Origin of the sequence: Methanohalobium evestigatum Z-7303, from assembly GCF_000196655.1 — an archaeon.
Taxonomy (GTDB): Archaea; Halobacteriota; Methanosarcinia; order Methanosarcinales; family Methanosarcinaceae; genus Methanohalobium; species Methanohalobium evestigatum.
This window is the reverse complement of the sequence record NC_014253.1, coordinates 2,102,538-2,120,459: the sequence shown is the minus strand read 5'-3', so window position 1 is coordinate 2,120,459 and position 17,922 is coordinate 2,102,538. Positions and strand designations below refer to the sequence as shown.

20 protein-coding genes are annotated in these 17,922 nt (G+C 36.6%); 8 read left to right on the top strand and 12 right to left on the bottom strand.

Annotated elements, in window-relative coordinates:
* Positions 1-10: 10 nt before the first annotated feature.
* The gene (locus METEV_RS10650; RefSeq protein ID WP_232216859.1) at positions 11-862 is read left to right on the top strand and encodes a segregation/condensation protein A; all 852 of its coding nucleotides are present in this window, start codon (positions 11-13) and stop codon (positions 860-862) included.
* A gap of 8 nt (positions 863-870) precedes the next feature.
* The gene (gene scpB / locus METEV_RS10645) at positions 871-1,992 is read left to right on the top strand and encodes an SMC-Scp complex subunit ScpB (RefSeq protein ID WP_013195517.1); all 1,122 of its coding nucleotides are present in this window, start codon (positions 871-873) and stop codon (positions 1,990-1,992) included.
* A 19-nt stretch (positions 1,993-2,011) separates the two neighbouring features.
* Here the strand turns inward: scpB and METEV_RS10640 are convergent, their stop codons facing one another.
* Positions 2,012-2,764, bottom strand: a complete 753-nt coding sequence (locus tag METEV_RS10640) for a winged helix-turn-helix domain-containing protein (RefSeq protein ID WP_013195516.1) — start codon at positions 2,762-2,764, stop codon at positions 2,012-2,014.
* Positions 2,765-2,890: 126 nt separating this feature from the next.
* Here METEV_RS10640 and METEV_RS10635 point away from each other — a divergent pair, with 126 nt between their 5' ends.
* The 3 genes from METEV_RS10635 (at position 2,891) to aglJ (ending at position 4,875) form a co-directional block, all read left to right on the top strand.
* A complete protein-coding gene (locus tag METEV_RS10635) occupies positions 2,891-3,130 on the top strand; it encodes an MTH865 family protein (protein WP_013195515.1) in 240 nt (79 codons plus the stop codon).
* A 250-nt stretch (positions 3,131-3,380) separates the two neighbouring features.
* Complete coding sequence (locus METEV_RS10630) at positions 3,381-3,944, top strand: TATA-box-binding protein (protein ID WP_013195514.1); 564 nt, start codon at positions 3,381-3,383, stop codon at positions 3,942-3,944.
* Positions 3,945-3,948: 4 nt separating this feature from the next.
* Positions 3,949-4,875 (top strand): S-layer glycoprotein N-glycosyltransferase AglJ, encoded by a 927-nt coding sequence (gene aglJ, locus METEV_RS10625; protein ID WP_013195513.1) that lies wholly within the window; start codon positions 3,949-3,951, stop codon positions 4,873-4,875.
* 8 nt (positions 4,876-4,883) lie between these two features.
* Here aglJ and METEV_RS10620 read toward each other — a convergent pair whose 3' ends face one another.
* On the bottom strand, positions 4,884-5,213 hold the full coding sequence (locus METEV_RS10620) for a pyrimidine dimer DNA glycosylase/endonuclease V (protein WP_013195512.1): 330 nt from the start codon (positions 5,211-5,213) through the stop codon (positions 4,884-4,886).
* A 733-nt stretch (positions 5,214-5,946) separates the two neighbouring features.
* Between METEV_RS10620 and thiC the strand changes: the two genes are divergently transcribed.
* A complete protein-coding gene (gene thiC / locus METEV_RS10615) occupies positions 5,947-7,227 on the top strand; it encodes a phosphomethylpyrimidine synthase ThiC (RefSeq protein WP_013195511.1) in 1,281 nt (426 codons plus the stop codon).
* 80 nt (positions 7,228-7,307) lie between these two features.
* Positions 7,308-8,093 carry an SAM hydrolase/SAM-dependent halogenase family protein gene (locus METEV_RS10610; RefSeq protein ID WP_013195510.1) on the top strand — a complete coding sequence of 262 codons (786 nt, stop codon included), beginning with the start codon at positions 7,308-7,310 and terminating at the stop codon, positions 8,091-8,093.
* Between the two features lie 4 nt (positions 8,094-8,097).
* On the opposite strand, the gene METEV_RS10605 is transcribed toward METEV_RS10610, so the two are convergent.
* On the bottom strand, positions 8,098-9,060 hold the full coding sequence (locus METEV_RS10605) for a radical SAM protein (protein WP_013195509.1): 963 nt from the start codon (positions 9,058-9,060) through the stop codon (positions 8,098-8,100).
* A 212-nt stretch (positions 9,061-9,272) separates the two neighbouring features.
* On the opposite strand from METEV_RS10605, the gene METEV_RS10600 reads away from it, so the two are divergent.
* Complete coding sequence (locus METEV_RS10600; RefSeq protein WP_013195508.1) at positions 9,273-10,658, top strand: tetratricopeptide repeat protein; 1,386 nt, start codon at positions 9,273-9,275, stop codon at positions 10,656-10,658.
* A gap of 8 nt (positions 10,659-10,666) precedes the next feature.
* Here the strand turns inward: METEV_RS10600 and METEV_RS10595 are convergent, their stop codons facing one another.
* The 9 genes from METEV_RS10595 to METEV_RS12120 all read right to left on the bottom strand — a co-directional run bounded on the left by METEV_RS10595 (position 10,667) and on the right by METEV_RS12120 (position 17,765).
* Positions 10,667-11,080, bottom strand: coding sequence for an HIT family protein (locus METEV_RS10595; protein WP_049891209.1), 414 nt, complete (start codon positions 11,078-11,080; stop codon positions 10,667-10,669).
* Positions 11,081-11,480: 400 nt separating this feature from the next.
* On the bottom strand, positions 11,481-11,801 hold the full coding sequence (gene rpl12p / locus METEV_RS10590) for a 50S ribosomal protein P1 (RefSeq protein WP_013195506.1): 321 nt from the start codon (positions 11,799-11,801) through the stop codon (positions 11,481-11,483).
* A 118-nt stretch (positions 11,802-11,919) separates the two neighbouring features.
* A complete protein-coding gene (locus METEV_RS10585; protein WP_013195505.1) occupies positions 11,920-12,960 on the bottom strand; it encodes a 50S ribosomal protein L10 in 1,041 nt (346 codons plus the stop codon).
* Positions 12,960-13,601, bottom strand: a complete 642-nt coding sequence (locus METEV_RS10580) for a 50S ribosomal protein L1 (protein ID WP_013195504.1) — start codon at positions 13,599-13,601, stop codon at positions 12,960-12,962. The genes METEV_RS10585 and METEV_RS10580 overlap by 1 nt, the downstream gene beginning before the upstream one ends.
* 140 nt (positions 13,602-13,741) lie before the next feature.
* A complete protein-coding gene (locus METEV_RS10575; protein WP_013195503.1) occupies positions 13,742-14,221 on the bottom strand; it encodes a 50S ribosomal protein L11 in 480 nt (159 codons plus the stop codon).
* A 65-nt stretch (positions 14,222-14,286) separates the two neighbouring features.
* A complete protein-coding gene (locus METEV_RS10570; RefSeq protein ID WP_013195502.1) occupies positions 14,287-14,760 on the bottom strand; it encodes a transcription elongation factor Spt5 in 474 nt (157 codons plus the stop codon).
* Positions 14,761-14,764: 4 nt separating this feature from the next.
* A complete protein-coding gene (locus tag METEV_RS10565; RefSeq protein ID WP_013195501.1) occupies positions 14,765-14,974 on the bottom strand; it encodes a protein translocase SEC61 complex subunit gamma in 210 nt (69 codons plus the stop codon).
* A gap of 193 nt (positions 14,975-15,167) precedes the next feature.
* Positions 15,168-16,271, bottom strand: a complete 1,104-nt coding sequence (gene ftsZ, locus METEV_RS10560) for a cell division protein FtsZ (protein WP_013195500.1) — start codon at positions 16,269-16,271, stop codon at positions 15,168-15,170.
* A gap of 48 nt (positions 16,272-16,319) precedes the next feature.
* Positions 16,320-17,765: a D-aminoacyl-tRNA deacylase gene (locus tag METEV_RS12120; protein WP_013195499.1), complete on the bottom strand. Its 1,446-nt coding sequence runs from the start codon at positions 17,763-17,765 to the stop codon at positions 16,320-16,322.
* Positions 17,766-17,922: the final 157 nt, after the last annotated feature.

The following is a 17,922-nucleotide window of genomic DNA, read 5'->3' as shown; positions in this document are numbered from 1 at the left end:
GGTGAAAAACGTGGAAACAGATCAGGTATCAAAAAACGTATACGAAATTGAATCAGGTTCATTTGGGGAAAATAAAAACGATACCAACCATGACCCTGAATACATAAAAACTTTTCAGATGCTTGGTCTGGATGAATCCCAGATTGAGTTATCCGATGATGTAATGAATGAACCTGTTGAAATGCTGGTAAATCTTGCAAATGATGGAGATATCGATCCATGGGATATTGATATTGTTGATATTACAGATAAATTTCTGGACAAGATTGAACAGATGAAACTGATGGATTTAAGGATATCAGCAAGAACCTTGCTTTATGCTTCCGTTTTACTTCGTATGAAATCCACCGGAATCATCCAGGAAGAAGAAGAGGATGAGGACGAAGAGCCCGATTCTCTGGAAATGGATGGTGAAATCGAATTTTCAGAAGTAGAGGATTACCCTGTTCCAAATCTTCCTGTAAGGCGAAATTCCAAGCGTCCTGTTACTTTAAATGAACTCGTTACAGAACTAAAAAAGGCTGAAAAAGTAGAGTCCAGAAGAAAAGAGCGAAATCACAGTAAAAAAGAGATAGATAGAAAAGAGGAAAAGGAACAATCCTCTACTGATGAAGTACTTGATATTGCACATGAGGAAGATATTACCGGTCGTGCGGAAGGTTTGTACGAAAAACTGGAAGAAATGTTTCAAAACAAGAGCTACACTTCTTTTTCCGAAATATCCTATGGTGAACGTTCTGAAAAAGTCATGACCTATCTGTCCCTTCTGTTTCTTGCTGCTGACAGAAAAATTAAATTGAATCAGGAGGAGCTTTTTGGAGAACTTTATATATTTCCCGGTAATGGAGTGTCCGAAGGGTAAGATGTTTTATGGCTGATGAGAACAAAAAATCAAGAGACAAACAAATTATCGAAGCAGCACTTTTTGCCGCCGGTAATACAGTTGATATACAGACACTCACAAGAATTATAAGCAAATCCAAAAAACATACCATATCGGTTGTTCAAACACTTATTGAAGAATACAATGGTAGTGATACTGGACTTGAAATACTGGATCTTGGAGAAAGATATGTGATGCAGGTTAAACCTGAATTTAGCGAACTTGTCAGCAAACTTGCTCCAAGAGAACTCAGTTCACCTATACTTAGAACCCTTTCCATGATAGCTTACCACCAACCCATCACCCAATCCGACCTTGTAGATTTAAGAGGTAATTCTGCCTATGACCATGTTAAAGAACTCCATGATAGAGGATTTATCCGCACAAATGCATATGGAAGGACAAAGTTACTTGAAACCACTCCACTTTTTGCCGATTATTTTGGACTTGAATCCAATGACCCTGAATCGATAAAACAAAAAATTATAGAACTTTCCCGTGAACAGAGCGGACAGAAGGGTCTTGACAGATGGCTTGGGAGGAAGGTTATAGCGGTCACCCCGATGTACGAATCAATTATGGAACTGTGCGGAATCGAAGATTACAGAGTCATTAATATCTATAACCCAACTGAAGATGATATCGATTCACTGGAGGATGTTTACAAACTTATTATTCCGAAAGGATATTCAGAAAATGTAGAAGGATATTACGATGGAGAAATCATCGAAGTTAGCTCTACTACTTTCGACGATCTGATTGAATCGATAAAGAAACTGGAAAACATATCAGACAGTGATAAATCACAGGAAAGCATCGATTATATCAGGGATTTAAAAGAGAAATATTCATCAAAAGCACTTGTCATCAGCCGTAAAGTCAAACCAGAAACAAATATGGTAGCAAGACTGGTGAATGACCTCAGACTCAGTGTATCCGCCGATGGTATTTTAATCGGGCCTGATTATGGCGAATCAAGTAATGGTGAGGAAATTGGTAAAAATGCGGATATACTTGTTCCCACCCATCAACCCGACATCCATCTGATTGACAGAGTCTGTAAAAGATATGATGCAATAATCAATGGACTGAAAAACGTCGAAGGTTAAAACTGATGTTTTATCAGTATTATAGTTTTATTTGCGAATAAATATTGAATATTCCTTTTAATGTTGCGTATCCTTTCCCAGTTATAATATAGTCTCCCCTTTCACTTCTTTGCTGTATCATACCTGAATTAAGAAGTTTGTCGAGATGAAAGAGCAGGTTACCGCCATTAAGACCTGTTAATTTGGATAGCTGTGTGAAACTTTTTGTATCGGTTGCAATAGATTTTAATATCGTAAGCCTTTGTTTATTCGCTATGGGGTCACATACGTCTTTAACAACCTCTTCCACGGGAAGATTTTGAATATTTTCTTTATCATCTTCTTTTTCATATATCTTTAATGAACGCATGAGATTAATCTGTTTTTCAAACAGTTTTGCAGCCTCAGAAAAACATGTCTCACATTTTGGATACTTTGCTTTTTCTTTTTTCAATTCATTAAATTGTTCATAATACTGCTCGATTGTTCCCGGGCCCACACTGTCATTGTTTAATAGTTGGGCAGTTTCCTGCAGAAAATCATTAAATATTGATTCACAAAAATCTTTCATCTTACAGTCCTGTACCATATTGTCATTAAGTGAGTTTTTGCTGTCCTCGACAACATAATCAATCAGTATTCTGGAAAAGTTGTTCTTCATATCCTGCAATATTTGTTCAAGATATTGTTGATTCGAATATTCAAAAAAACGGTTGAATTCCTTACGCATGGAACTGATTTCCTCTTTTATTTCCCGGAGTTCGTTTTTATATTCAGTGTCAACAGTAGCCATTGATGGACCTCCATAAATCTATATCAAAACTAAGTTATTGTCATACACTAAATAAGTTCTTAGTATATAATTATAACGATTAACTATATATTTATGACTGATAATATATGGTATTGGTGATAAAATATGAGTGTCAAAGATGACATCCATGAACAGATAAAAGGAGCTCTCCAGAGTGTAGATTTTCCGATAAACATACCTGAAGAATTATTGAACGCATTCCCTGAAGGAGCAGATACAACCTGCAAATCAGGAGATGTTGAAGTCACCGCTGGAGAAGCAGGAAAACTACTAAAAGAAGATGATTTCCCATTTAACAGTGCAAAAGAAGTAGCAGACACTATTGTAGATAGAGCAAACTTATAAACCCTGCTGGATTATAAATTTATATAGGGGCATTAAAGGACTGTGCCCCTATTGTTTCATACTTCTAATTTTAAAATATATATTTTTACTTTTAATACTATAATTTTGCGATGTTGTAATTACAAATATCCAAAACATTTTTAAAAGAAACATGTATTTAAGTAACTTTTATAAATGAATAAATTACTTTTTGCTATTATATATAAGGATATAAAAAATATAGTTTAATCAAATATTCAGGACCAAAAATATGGCAGATTATAAAGAGGATTACAACATCAAAATCGAAAACGTGGTGGCTTCCACCAAACTTGCAGAAGAATTTGATTTAACAAAAATAGAAGCCGAATTTGAAGGCGCAGAATACAACAAACAAAAATTCCCGGGTCTTGTATACAGGGTTTCCAATCCAAAAGCTGCTTTCCTTGTTTTCACTTCTGGTAAAGTTGTCTGCACAGGTGCCAAAAATGTGGATGACGTGCATGTTGTTATCGGGAACATGGCTAAAAAACTCAATGACATCGGTATTGAAACCATCAAAGACCCTGTAATTACTGTTCAGAATATTGTGGCATCTGCTGACCTGCATGCAGTACTCAATCTGAATGCTATTGCTATAGGTCTTGGTCTTGAAAACATAGAGTATGAACCCGAACAGTTCCCTGGTTTAGTATATCGTATTGATGACCCAAAAGTTGTAGTTTTGATATTTAGTTCAGGAAAACTGGTCGTTACCGGAGGTAAATCCCCTGATCACTGTGAACGCGGGGTAGAAGTGGTAAGAAACCAGTTAGATGGTATGGGGCTCCTGTAAAGGGATGAATGTGAGTACACCAGAAAACGAAAACGTTTGTATACTAATACCCACCCTTAATGAAGAATCTACCATTGTAGAAATAATAAGGGGTTTCAAATCTGAAGGATTTGACAATATATTCGTTATCGACGGCAACAGCACAGATAGAACCTGTGAACTGGCAGAAGGAGAAGGAGCCAGTATAGTTGTCCAGAGCGGTAAGGGTAAAGGTCAGGCGGTACAGGAAGCTTTCAACATAATAGAAAGTGAATATGTTGTGATGGTAGACGGGGACGGAACGTATCTACCATCGGATATTCATGCAATGCTATCTCCAATACTAAATGGAGAAGCAGAACATGTTATAGGTAACCGTTTTGCAAATTTTGAACCTGACGCTTTTACCCGACTAAACCTTATAGGAAACCGGGCTCTTAATAAATTATTCAGTTATGCATATCGGAAAAAATTGAATGATATCCTGTCTGGATACCGTGCCTTTACCCATGAAGCTATCAAAACACTGGAACTTAAAGAAACCGGTTTTGAAATTGAATCAGAAATGACGATTGAAAGCATCAAAAAAGAATTTATTGTGGTTGAAGTTCCAATCACTTATCTGGCAAGACATGAGGATGCCGATACCAAACTCAACCCGCTAAAAGATGGTTTCAGAATAGGAATGACAATATACAAACTTGCAAAAATGCACAATCCTATGTTTTATTTTGGTGCCATCGGTGCAGTGCTAATTATTCTTGGCACACTTTCGGGCATTTTTGTGGTAATTGAATGGATAAAAGGGATTACCCATCTGCCTCTGACAATTCTTACAGCACTTCTTATTATCTCGGGTATACAGATGTTCATATTCGGGTTAATGAGCGATTTGGTTGTATCACTTCACAGAGAAACAATACGTAATCTTCGTTCAATAAATAAAAAATAAGCTTAAATTTAAACACTACATCCGCAATTTTTTTCTTTCAAAATCTTTACCTGCTTCTCATAAGAATCTATGAATTCATCTTGTGTATCACTGCCTGTAGCAAACCTGACATCAAGTGGGGATTGATGATTATATCCTCTTTTATCCATTTCTTCGACCAGTTTTTCATGTCTCAAATGCAGGGCTCTAAGTTTATCCTTCCAGCGTAGAGTTTCAGGATGATTAGAATAAGCCTTTTTGTTGTTAATAATTATCGACCACAATGCATGTAATTCTCTATGTTCGCCAAGTAAATGATTTCGGCATAATTTATCAGGAGGTATATCCCATATCCTCATACAAGCCTTTTAGAAATAAAAGGATAAAAAACTTATTGGGTTTGATATTAAATAAACCGGTATAATATTTAAAGGCGTTAAAATTTTCAACGCTGTTAAATTTTAGTTAGCGTTTTTGTTAAATACGATTACAACCTTAGAAAGGATACGTGGTCGAAAGTTTTAGTGGTTTTTCTTTCGATCCGAAAACCTGCGATTGAGAGTCAAGGGGAGGCTCTCAATCCAATGCGGGTTGGGGAGTGGGTTATTTACTATGGGGCATATGTATATTACGATGCCTCTTATCCTTATTTTATATTGAAGAGAGGGGAGGAATGATCTATTATACAAACATATTCCAAACAGTTACCTTTCTTCATCACTGGTAGTTTAATAATATAAATTATACCACTAAACTACTATTATAACAATAATATAACCCAAGATATAATACCTTTTTGGGTTTTTACTACAGAAAAATTTGAGTTATCACTATTGCTTAAATAGTTTTATAAATTTAAACTGAACTATTTATTTTTATAATAGCCTTTTAGTTATATAATACAATATTAAACAAATCATTATCAAAGATTTAAGAAACTGAATTTGTTTATATTCCTATAGCAATTCATTACCAATAAATTTTAAATCAAATTTACTTGATTAAAACTAAAGAATATTTTTTGACAAGTTTTAAATAAAATATTTGCATAGAAACGAACAATAACAAAGTTAACTTTAATGAGGTCTACTTATGACACTATTAGAAGATGCAGTCAATGGAAAAATAACAGATGAAATGAAAGTTGTTGCACAAAAAGAGGGTCTTGACCCTGAGTATATAAGAAGAGGAATAGCCAACGGAAGGATTGTTATACCCACCTCTCCCTACAGAGATGTTAAACTTTGTGGAATTGGTGAAGGGCTTTCAACAAAAGTGAATGCTTCTATCGGCTCATCATCCGATATTTCCAACATAGGTTTGGAGGTTGAAAAAGCAAAAGCTGCAGAAGAAGCTGGTGCAGACACTCTCATGGAACTTGGTACAGGCGGAGATTTCCTTGAGGTAAGGAAAGAAGTTGTTGATAATACATCCTTGTCAGTTGGGTCTGTACCACTCTATCAGGCATTCATAGAAGCTGCACAAAAACGCGGTTCTATTACTGACATGACCGAAGATGACCTGTTCAAAGCTACCGAAGAACAGGCAAAACTTGGTACAAATTTCATGGCTATACACACTGGAGTTAACAACATCACACTGGACAGGCTTAAAAAACATGGCCGTTACGGAGGACTCTGTTCCAGAGGCGGTGCATTCATGAGTACATGGATGCTTTACAATGAAAAAGAAAACCCTCTCTACAGTGAATTTGATTACTTGCTTGAAATCCTGAAAGAACACGAAGTAGTTCTCTCAATGGGCAATGGAATGCGTGCAGGTGCAGTCCATGATGCTACTGATAGAGCACAAATTCAGGAATTGATTATAAACACTGAACTTGCTGAGCAGGCGCAGAACGAAGGTGTGCAGGTAATAGTTGAAGGTCCTGGTCACGTACCAATGGACGAAATCGAGACCAATGTCAAACTCATGAAATCCATGAGCGGAAACAGACCATTCTATATGCTTGGACCACTGGTCACTGATGTAGCACCAGGACAGGACCATATTGTTACATCCATTGGTGCCTCTGCTTCAAGTGCAGCCGGATGTGATTTCCTGTGTTACGTCACCCCTGCAGAACATCTTGCACTTCCAAACGTTGATGATGTAAGAGAGGGTGTCAAAGCCTCAAAGATTGCTGCTCATGTAGGAGACATGGTAAAACTTGGCAAAAGAGACAATGACCTTGATATGGCACGTGCACGCTGCAACCTTGACTGGGAAAAAATGTACAGTCTTGCCATTGACTCCCAGACTGCAAGAACCATCAGAAATGACAGAGCTCCAGAAGATGAAGACGCCTGCACTATGTGCGGAGACTTCTGTGCTCTTAAAATTGTAAACCAGCACTACGACCTTGCAAAGTAATGCTTTTACCTTACTTTTTTTATTTATTCTATACTGTAATAATCAATAACTGTTTATAAAACCAGACTAATCTTTGGTATATGGCGGTTATTACGCTTCTTACTGATTTTGGTTCACTGTATCCTGCCGCAATGAAAGGCGTAATTTTAAAAATAAATGATAGTGTCGATATCGTAGACATCACTCATTCAATACCTCAAGCTGACATATATACAGGTGCATTTTCTCTATATTCAATAGTTGAATATTTCCCAGAAGGGACCGTCCATATCGGAGTCGTTGACCCTGGTGTTGGTACAGAACGCAGACCTGTTGCAATACGTGCAGGAGGTCACTATTTTGTAGGACCTGATAATGGGCTTATGATACCTGCCGCACGTAAAATAGAAAACAATAATTTTGAAGTTTTTGATATTACAAACAAGAGTTTGACAGGTTCTAAAATTTCGGCCACTTTTCACGGACGTGATATATTCGCCCCTGTGGGAGCACATATTTCAAATGGTCTAAATATCGAAAATGTTGGTCATAGAATTGATGATTATATTGATTTGGATTTTGGAAAAGCTAAATTGCAAAACGATACTGTTGAAGGTAGAATAATATATATCGATGATTTTGGAAATATTATAACCAACATACCTGCAGAAACAATATTTAAACTCGCTGAGTTTGGAACATATTTAAAGATATTCAACAAAACAATACCTCTCCTGCAGAGCTATGGATTTGTAAATGAGAAAGAACTAATTGCCCTTATATCAAGCAGTGGATTCTTTGAAGTTTCAGTTAACAAGGGTAATGCTGCAAATAAACTGAACGTCGATGTAAATGACAAAATAAATGTTCAATTGTTAAAAAATTAACAGATCACATCCAGTCATAATTTTTCATTACTTCAGGTTTAAGTTCGTAGAGTAAACTATTTTCAACATAGCCAAAAAACAGACAACCCCTACATTGGTTTGCAGTTTCTCTTACATTATGTCTTGATGAGCTCCAGACGTTTTCTATCCCTTCATTTATATAACCCAGTTTATTTCTGTGAACCCTACAATCCTCTATAGTACCATCCTCTGCTATATTTAGAATAACATCATTAGCATGGCATTTATAATCCATATCCAAATCTCTAACCATTTTAAGATAGGTTAAAGAATTGATTATTGGATAACCCTGTTTTTTCATCTGGATTATCTTGTCAACTGTGCGTTGATACTTATCCACATCCTTAATGCCGAACTCATCCCACACCTCTTCTGAAATACCTTCAAATTCATACATGGGCTCAAAGGATATTTTGACTCCAAGTTCATCTGCCAGATTTATCAGGTCAACAATATCATCCAGATTCTTACCACTGATAACACAATTAATCATAAGAGGTAGCCTTTCTTTTGCCTTTTTTATCCCAGGAAGTATAGTTTCAATATCAATACCTCTTATTTCTTTATAACTATCCAACCCATCAACAGAAACAGAAAGCAAATCCAGGTATTCCAGCTCATCAAGTTTTTTTTCAAGAAGCTTTCCATTTGTTATCAGAGATGTCATCATACCAAGACGGTGCGCATGTTCAAGAATTGATGAAAGGTCATCTCTTAAAAGCGGCTCAACTGTCCATGCATTGTAAATCCCTATCCCGAAAGATTTTGCATCATCAAGCATTCTGAATACTTCATCTGTACTCATTTCCACTTTATCTTCCTTCCAGTATTCACAGAACTTGCATCGCATGTTGCACTGTGAATTTATGGCATGAGATAATACAAAAGGTCTTTTTCTAATTTTAAGCTGCCAGAATGCCTGTAAAGGGGTTTTGAAAGATTTCATCCTTATAATGGTAGTAGTTTATCTGTTTATATAAGAGAATTGGTAGGTAGAACTGATATAATGTTTCAACCTTACTGGTTTTTATATAATACATGAATGAAAATATATTTATTGAATCATTATAATATTATTTTACAACTTCAGAAACTATTGTGTTTGTTAGTTATATAATACCTAGAGGTTAGATGAAACCGGATTTATAAAGGGATATTATGATTGGGAATATACAGATTATACTTATTTTACTGATTGTTGTTATATTAATTCCCTTGTTCTTTTATCTTAACAAAATCAGAAAAACTAAAAGTTTGGTTAAAGAAGGCGAATTGTACAGGTACGCCAATAGACACAAAGATGCACTAAATATTTTCAATAGGGCTCTAAAATTAAATCCCAGAGACGTAACCGCATGGAAGAATAAAGGATTTGAACTTAATACACTTGAAAAGCATGAAGAAGCACTGGAAGCGTTCAGCAAAGTTGTTGACATCAAACCTGATGATAATATTGGATGGATTGGAAAAGGCATTGCTTTAACGGCTCTTGAACGTTATGAAGAGGCTACAGAAGCTTTTGATGAAGCCGCAAAAATTAGCCCTGAAGACAGTGTCGCATGGAAAAGTAAAGGATTATCACTTAAAAACCTCAACCATTATGATCTGGCTCTGGAAACTTTCAAAAAAGCCAGTGATTTAAACCCCGAAGATGATTTTATCTGGATTGAAAAAGGTATATTATATGATGGTTTGGAAAAATATGAAAAAGCACTGGAATCATATGACAAAGCCCTTGAAATAAATCCTGATAATGAAACTGCATGGATTAATAAAGGACATACATTAAACAAACTTGAAAGGTATGAAGATGCCCTCAAAGCCTTTAACAAGGCTATCACAATAAATCCAGATAATGAAGAAACATGGGATTACAAAGGTATTGTACAGGAAAAACTTAACCTGTATGAAGATGCTCTACAATCTTATAACAGAGCAATCAAATTAAACCCTGAAAGCGGCTATTTCTGGGCAAAGAAAGGCTATATTCTAAAAATACAGGAGCATAGTGAAAAAGCATTAGATTCTTACAATAATTCACTGGAATTAAATCCAGAATATGATTTGGCATGGTTTTACAAGGGTACTATTCTTGAAGAGTTTGGAAAATATGATGAAGCTCTGAAAGCATACAACAAATCTCTGGAACTAAACCCGAATAAATCAATTGTCTGGTACAATAAAGGGTTTTTATTAACCAAAATGCAAATGTATAATGAAGCTTTGGAAGCATACAACAAATCTCTGGAACTAAACCCCGAAGATGAAGTGACATTGACCAGTAAAGGGCTTATATACACCTATATGGGTCAATATAACAAAGCATTAAAAGCCTATGATAAAGCCTTAAACATCAATCCAAAATATGCCAATGCATGGTACAATATGTCCTGTGTATATTCGTTATTAGATGATGCTGACAGTGCTTTGTTGTATTTAAAATTTGCAATTGAATATGACAGTTATTATAAAGAAAGAGCAAAAAAAGATGCAGATTTTAAGAAAATACAGAACCGTGAAGATTTTAAATCACTTGTAAAATAAAATAATTATCAAAATGCATCTTTTATTCTGGCAGCAATTTCGTCCAGATTATCAGTTTCTGGGTTTGTGTGAACTATTGATTTCATTCCTCCTCCCCCATCACTTTCGTATCTTGGTATCAGATGGATATGTACATGCGGCACTTCTTGTCCTGCAACTGTGCCGTTATTGAGCCCTATATTTGAACCATCTGCAGAAACTCCTTTTTCAACACCTTTTGCAATTTTGTTAACTGATTTAAAAAATGATGCCGCATCTTCAGGAGACATTTCATTGAAATTTTCTATATGTTTTTTTGGCATAATCAGTGTATGCCCGATGGACGACGGTGCTATATCAAGAAATGCGTATACAGATTCATCTTCATAAACCTTGCTGGATGGAATTTCACCTGATATTATCTTACAAAATAAACAATCCATAACTATCACCATTATACAAATAGAGTTTCGGGAGTATATAAATAACTTACAAATTTGTATGACCGATAATTTTTTATTTAGAAGTGTAGCATTATTTATTTTAAAAGTAAATCAGAGGTGAATACGGCGATGGAAGGACAAATATTCAAAAAAGTTGCAAATGTTACTCTAAAAACTGGTGTTTTTTTTGTTTGCATGTATATAATTCTAGCCTATCACCATCTGGTTTAAAACAAATTTTTATAGTGAGCTCTCCTCAAGCTTCCATAATTAAGTAGGGGATAGCTCAAAATAAGACCGACATTTTCTTTAATATTCTGCAACTAACTGTTGCTAAAAGTAGAAATAAAAACCTGCAAAGGATTTTGCAGGTAAAATCTTACTTGTTTTCCAGACAGATTTAGCCAAAGAGTGCACCGAGTCCAGCCATTCCGCTTTCTTCGGATTCCTCTTCTTCCTCTTCTTCTTTTTCTTCAGCTGCGGATTCTTCAGCTGCACCGCCACTTTCGCCTGATGGTGATGATCCTCCTGCAGCTGGTGCTGCGAAAGCTGCCTGTGACATTGCTTCTTCGATGTCTACATCTTCGAGTGCGGCTACAAGTGCCTTTACACGTGCATCATCGACTTCTATGCCTGCTGCATCAAGTACATTTTTAACTGTATCTTCTGTTATGTCTTTTCCAGCGTTGTGTAATAAAAGTGCTGCATATATATATTCCATTTAAATCACCTATATTTTATTAGCGTTAGACTACATTGTCAAATTATATAATATTTTGTAAATCAATGATTACTATAATTTGTTTTTAAGTTTTAAATTTTATCCGAATAAAGGAAGATTAGCCAAAGAGTGAACCAAGTCCAGCCATGCCACTCTCTTCTTCGCTTTCTTCCTCTTCTTCTGATTCTTTTGTCTCCTCTTCAGTTGTTGGTCCTGATTCTGTTTCCTGTTTGGATGTTGCAGCCGATGTAAGTGTTTGTTTTAAATCATCATCAACTGCATTTTCATCTTTATCATATACAATCTGTGCTACCGACAGCATCTGTGAATATGCTTTACTTAGGTGTGTATCCATAAGCTGTGGCTCTATAATGGTTGCATTGACACCAAGGTTTCTTGCCTCGGACACACCTTTTGATATAAGAGTTGTGATATTTTCGGCTGTCGGATAAGCGGCATTGACAGACAGATTAAACGCCTGACGTACTGCTGTTGTAAAGTCAGAGAAGTATTGGTCTACATCTATTGCCAGTTGATCAGATGTGAATATAGAACCTTCATATGTTGTCGCCTTGAGATCAAGTCCTACTTCATCAGGATATATTTCAAGGCGATTCAACATAGCTGCCAATTTTTGAGACACCTTATCTCCTTCTCTGGCAACAGTAGTTGTCTCACTTATACTGACTTTACCAGAATCTATTGCAGCCGGTATACCAACAGATTGTAGGTCACCGATAATTGGTCCCGGTGGGAATCCAGTTGCACCTTCTTCTACAACAATATCCTTGGGAGCTATTGCACCGGGTTTTATTGGTGAAGGAGATTTACTCTTTTCAAGTATTTTGTAAATCTTGAACGGATTTTCATTTGTAAATATAAGTCCTATCTGTGCATCAACATAATCTTCTAAATCCTTAGCAGTTCCACCGGCCTTTTCCAGTGCCCTTGTTACGAGGGTATTTCTGGATACTTTCAAAACAGCTATGTCCTTAAGTTCTCTTCGCATGACCTGTAGCTGTTTTGCAGGAATACCGCTTATGCTAACGATTCCGAATAATGAATATGACTGGATAAGGTTTTTAATATCCTCAACTTCTTCAATTTTCCATTGAGGCACATGCTCAGTGTGATGTACTTCCTCCGCTGTTGCCTCCATCATACCACCTTCACAGAACTACCCATGGTAGTAGTAACATAAACCGACCTTAAATTCTGTCTTCCTTTTTCCAACGAGTTTTCAACTCCACTTATAACAGCATCAATATTATCAGCCAGTTTGTCTGGCTCTTCGTTTCTTTGTCCTACTGAAACGTGGAAACTTGGGTTATCCTTTGACCTTACATGAACTGTGTTTTGTGCACTTTTGATAAGTTCGGAGACGTCTTTATTTGGAGTCAAAGGAGTCGGCATTTTTCCTCTGGGACCCAAAACAGTTCCCAGTGCTTTACCTATGGTTGGCATATACTGGGCTTCTGCAATAAAGAGGTCGCATTCTTTTGCCAGGCTTTTAGCCCTCTTTTTGTCAGATGCGAGGTCATCAATATCTTCGTCTGAAAAAACGTACTTTGCACCTGCATCTTTTGCTTTAAGACCTACTTCTCCTTTAGCAAAAACACATACATTTCTTGATTTACCCAAACCATGAGGCAACGAGATTTCTTTATCGACCCGGTTATGGGGTTTACTTAAGTCAAGGTTTTTTAGGTTAATCGCCAAATCCACACTTTCAGGAAAATTGCGGTTTGGTGATTCTTCCAATAATTTATTAACAGCATCTATTGTACTTTGATCTGCCATTTCTACCCTCCCGTAGTAATTTTGACCGTTTCGGTCTCCTACGGTTTGTAAAACAATAGAGAAATAGATATGATATCTATCTCTATTTACTATAATAGATTCTACAGTATTTAAGCAATTCTTTTAAACTTTACGGTCAATTATCCTTCGGCTTCTATAGTATCATCAAATTTGCCCTGATCAATAGCTTTTTGACAATCTTTCGGGCTCATACCTTCAACTGTAACACCGATAGGAACACAGGTACCCACTATCTCTTTCATAGCATTCTTAAATGAATATGAAAGAACATCCTCTCTTTTAAGGCGTGTAATCTTCATTATCTGATCCATTGATAGGTTACCAACAACATTGTAGGTGTCTCCTGTACCCTTCTCAATTCCCACTTCTTTCATAATCAGCGCAGATGTGGGTGGTGTTCCTACTTCAACTTCAACATTTTTATCATCATCTACGATGACTTTTACAGGAACATCCATTCCGTTGTATTCTTTTGTTTTCTCGTTTATCTGTGCTATTACATCTTTTATATTGATTCCCAACGGTCCAAGTGCAGGACCCAGTGGTGGTCCAGGTGTTGCTTTACCTCCTGGAACTAATGCTTCAACAACATTTGTCATTTTATATCACCATATTTAATTTGATTATCTGATAAACTGGAAGTTCGAATGAGAGTTGATTAAATTTAAACTTTTTCTTCCTTCTTCAATACCCTTACCGTGTCACCACGTATTGTTATAGGTATTGGTATAACTGCATCAAATAGTTCAACAGTTATTTCTTCATGACCTTCATCCACGCGTTTTACACGTGCTTTTTCGCCTTTGAATGGTCCAGATGTTATTTCTATTATTGTGCCTTCTGTAATTCCTGTTACTGTTGGTTTTGGAGTCAGAAAATGAGTGATTTCATCAATACTGGATTGACCTTTAACAAGCGCTTTAGCATGAGGTACTCGCTGTATTGCCTGTTCTACTGTAGCAGAATCAAGTGCTTCTACCAGCACGTAACCCTTGAGTTCATCAGGAGCAATTACAGCCCTGATATCAAGTTTATCCTTTCTTGTTACTTGAGCAACCATATTTGCAACTGAACGCTCCTGATTAGCAGTTGTTTTCACGACAAATATGGCTGATTCGTCTTCGCTTTCTTCACTCATAAAATTACACCCATTGAGGTATTTCTGTCATCAGGATATAGATAACAAAACCGACAAATCCAGCAGCCAGTATACCTGCACCAGCAACTTTTGCAATCATTAAAAATTCATCTCTGGAGGGTTTTTTTGTTAACTTCATCACCCTGAGATACGACCTTAATTTCTGGCGAGGGTTAATATTTAGTTTGTCCGTATTAAACTTGTTGTCTGCCAAATTATTCACAACCACTTATGTTAATTATAATTACAAATGTTATTGATGGGTATACAAATATTTAAAACTATGACGCATTAATAAGCTAATAATGGTAGGTGATGGTAGATAATATCTACCATAAAAATAGTTTTCGATTCGGTGAAATATACAATGATCAATTAAAAAAGTATTGGTATGGATAACCAATATCTTATTTCACAAAATCAATACCGTATCTCCGGGTCACGTTCTGTGCACTCCCCTGTCCATATATCTGGGGAGATTTTACTCCTGTAACAACTATCATTGTGCGCACAGTCTGTTCAAGTTCAGGGTCAACCTGTGCACCCCATATGAGTCTGGCACTTGGATCTATCCGGTTGTATACTTCCTGTACCACACTTTCAGCTTCAGAAACAGTCATATCCTGACCACCGACTACATTAACAAGGGCTGACGTTGCACCTGATATATCCAAATCAAGCAGTGGACTTCTGAGTGCTTTCTGTACTGATTCAACTCCCTTGTTTTCATCATCGGATTCTCCGAGACCAATCATTGCAACACCGCCGTTTTGCATAACGGTTCTAACATCGGCAAAGTCAAGGTTGACAAGTCCCGGTTTTGTGATAAGCTCGGTTATTCCTTTGACAGCTCTCATAAGAACTTCGTCCGATACTTTGAACGCTGCCTGTAGCGGTAGTCTTGGAACTACTTCAAGTAATTTATCATTAGGGACCACTATTACGGTATCGGCAACATCACGCAGTCTTTCAAGACCTGCTTCAGCATTGGTACGTCTAACTTCACCTTCTACTCCAAACGGCAGTGATACGACTGCGATTGTCAGTGCACCTGCATCACGGGCTGCCTCTGCTACAACTGGTGCCGACCCTGTGCCTGTACCACCACCAAGTCCTGCAGTGATGAACACCATATCACTGCCTTGGACTGTCTGGTTAAGCTCTTCCACACTTTCAAGTGCCGCATCCTCTCCTATTTGTGGAAGACTTCCTGCACCAAGTCCTTTGGTTTTCTTCTTACCGATAAGGATTTTGTTGTCGGCATTTGTATTTAAAAGATGCTGTGCATCAGTATTCAAAGCAAGAAGTTCTGCACCCTGTATTCCTTCATCCAGCATACGTGCAATACTATTAGAACCTCCTCCTCCGCAACCTATAACTTTGATATTTGTCTGTAACTGATTTAACATTTCCTCGAGTTCAGCGTTAACGTCGTTTTCCTCTGGGTTATTTGGATTAGTTCGTTCTTCCTGTGCAGAACGTGCCATTGCTTCTTCTACTATAGAATCCATATTGTATCCTCCGATATAATGAAATATAAATTATATTATGTTATATATTTAAGTAATCATTGTGTTTAAATTAATTGATTTTCTGTTTACCTCATGTACTGATTCTGGTTCTATCTGTTTTCCATTTACAGTAACTGGTTGTCCATTTGCCAGTTTACCAAACGAGGGACCGTCAGAAACTCCCATTTTACGGGCAAGTTCTGGATTAAATCTTTTATTTACAATATATAATATATTCCCTTCTGGTGAATATTCGATTTCATGTTTTTTCTCAATAAAGTTTATACATTGTCTTACCAGATTGTTAGCAATTGTTTTCACTTCTTGTCTGTCAACACCAATAATAACATTTGCAAGGGTTGAATTGGCGTTTTCTACATATGCTATTTCCTGATTCTGCAAATATTTTATAATTTGGTCCCTGCTAATTTTTTCGGTCTCTTTTAACAAATTCTCATCTATAATAGCAGCTTCAACAGGTAAATCACTGGTGTTTATTGTTTTTAATCTGTTTTTAAACCTGTCAGTTAATTTGAGGTTTGAATCTGGGCACAGACTCATTGTTTTATCATATAAGCGTTTGAAAAACTGCCAAGGTATTCCATCCATCTCTCTGATATTACTTTCCCGCAAAACATCCATTTCCAGTGGTTTAACAATATCCATTATTCGGTTTCGTTCCTTTGTAGACATTGATTTCCTGTCAAAATAAACAAAATCAGGACTTGATTTATTAATTGCCTGCCTGACTATATCCATATCAACATTTTCCAGTTGGTAATCTGGAATGATATGTCCAAATGTGGTGTAAGTTTCAAACAGCAATTTCGATTGACGTTTGGCATAATGCCCTCCACCAAAACCCAGTGCAACCGGACAATGTTTGCACTTATCAAAATCAACCGATAATATTGCATCAGCTATTATCCTTCCCGGTTCAGAGTCTTTCCACTGTCTTTGTGTACTTCCGATTTCAACATATACAGACGGTGTTTTTAATTCGGAAGGACCATGATGCGTGGCTTCCATTGACACATCATAATCCAAATTTTCAGATTGTTTTTTTATCTCTGTAAGAATCGCCCGCATGGCATAAGGTGCTGCTACCGCCAGTTGTTTGGGGTTTCCTCCATAATCAGCAGTTCCCGTGTTACCTGTAAAATGGGCGGTTAACAATTTGTACCCATCTTTACTCCTATGTTTGGATGCAAAAATGAGGAGGTATGATGGAAATCCATGTTCATCCAGATTTTTATCTATACCATCTGATTTAATATGATGCATGTCCAGTTCTACTATCCTGAAATTACCAGATTCATAGATGGAACTGACACCAGAATTTTCCAATTCCTTAGGGTGTTTTATTTGCTGCCAGTTATTTAATGTAAGCAGATGGTCTTTGATATTCTGACTTGCCTGATCGACTGAAGAACAGATAATAGTTATCTTAGATCCGTTTTTCATATCTATCTTTTGATTTGTGGTGTTTATCATTGATTTATACCGGGAGATTTTTACGGTTGACTAAATCCTGTATTATTATATAATGACGGATAAATAAAAGTTTCGTAGAACGTAAATTCTACATTATTCAATTTCTTATGCATCTTCTATAAAATTTACCCTACAAATTTGGAAAAATTGCTTTCAC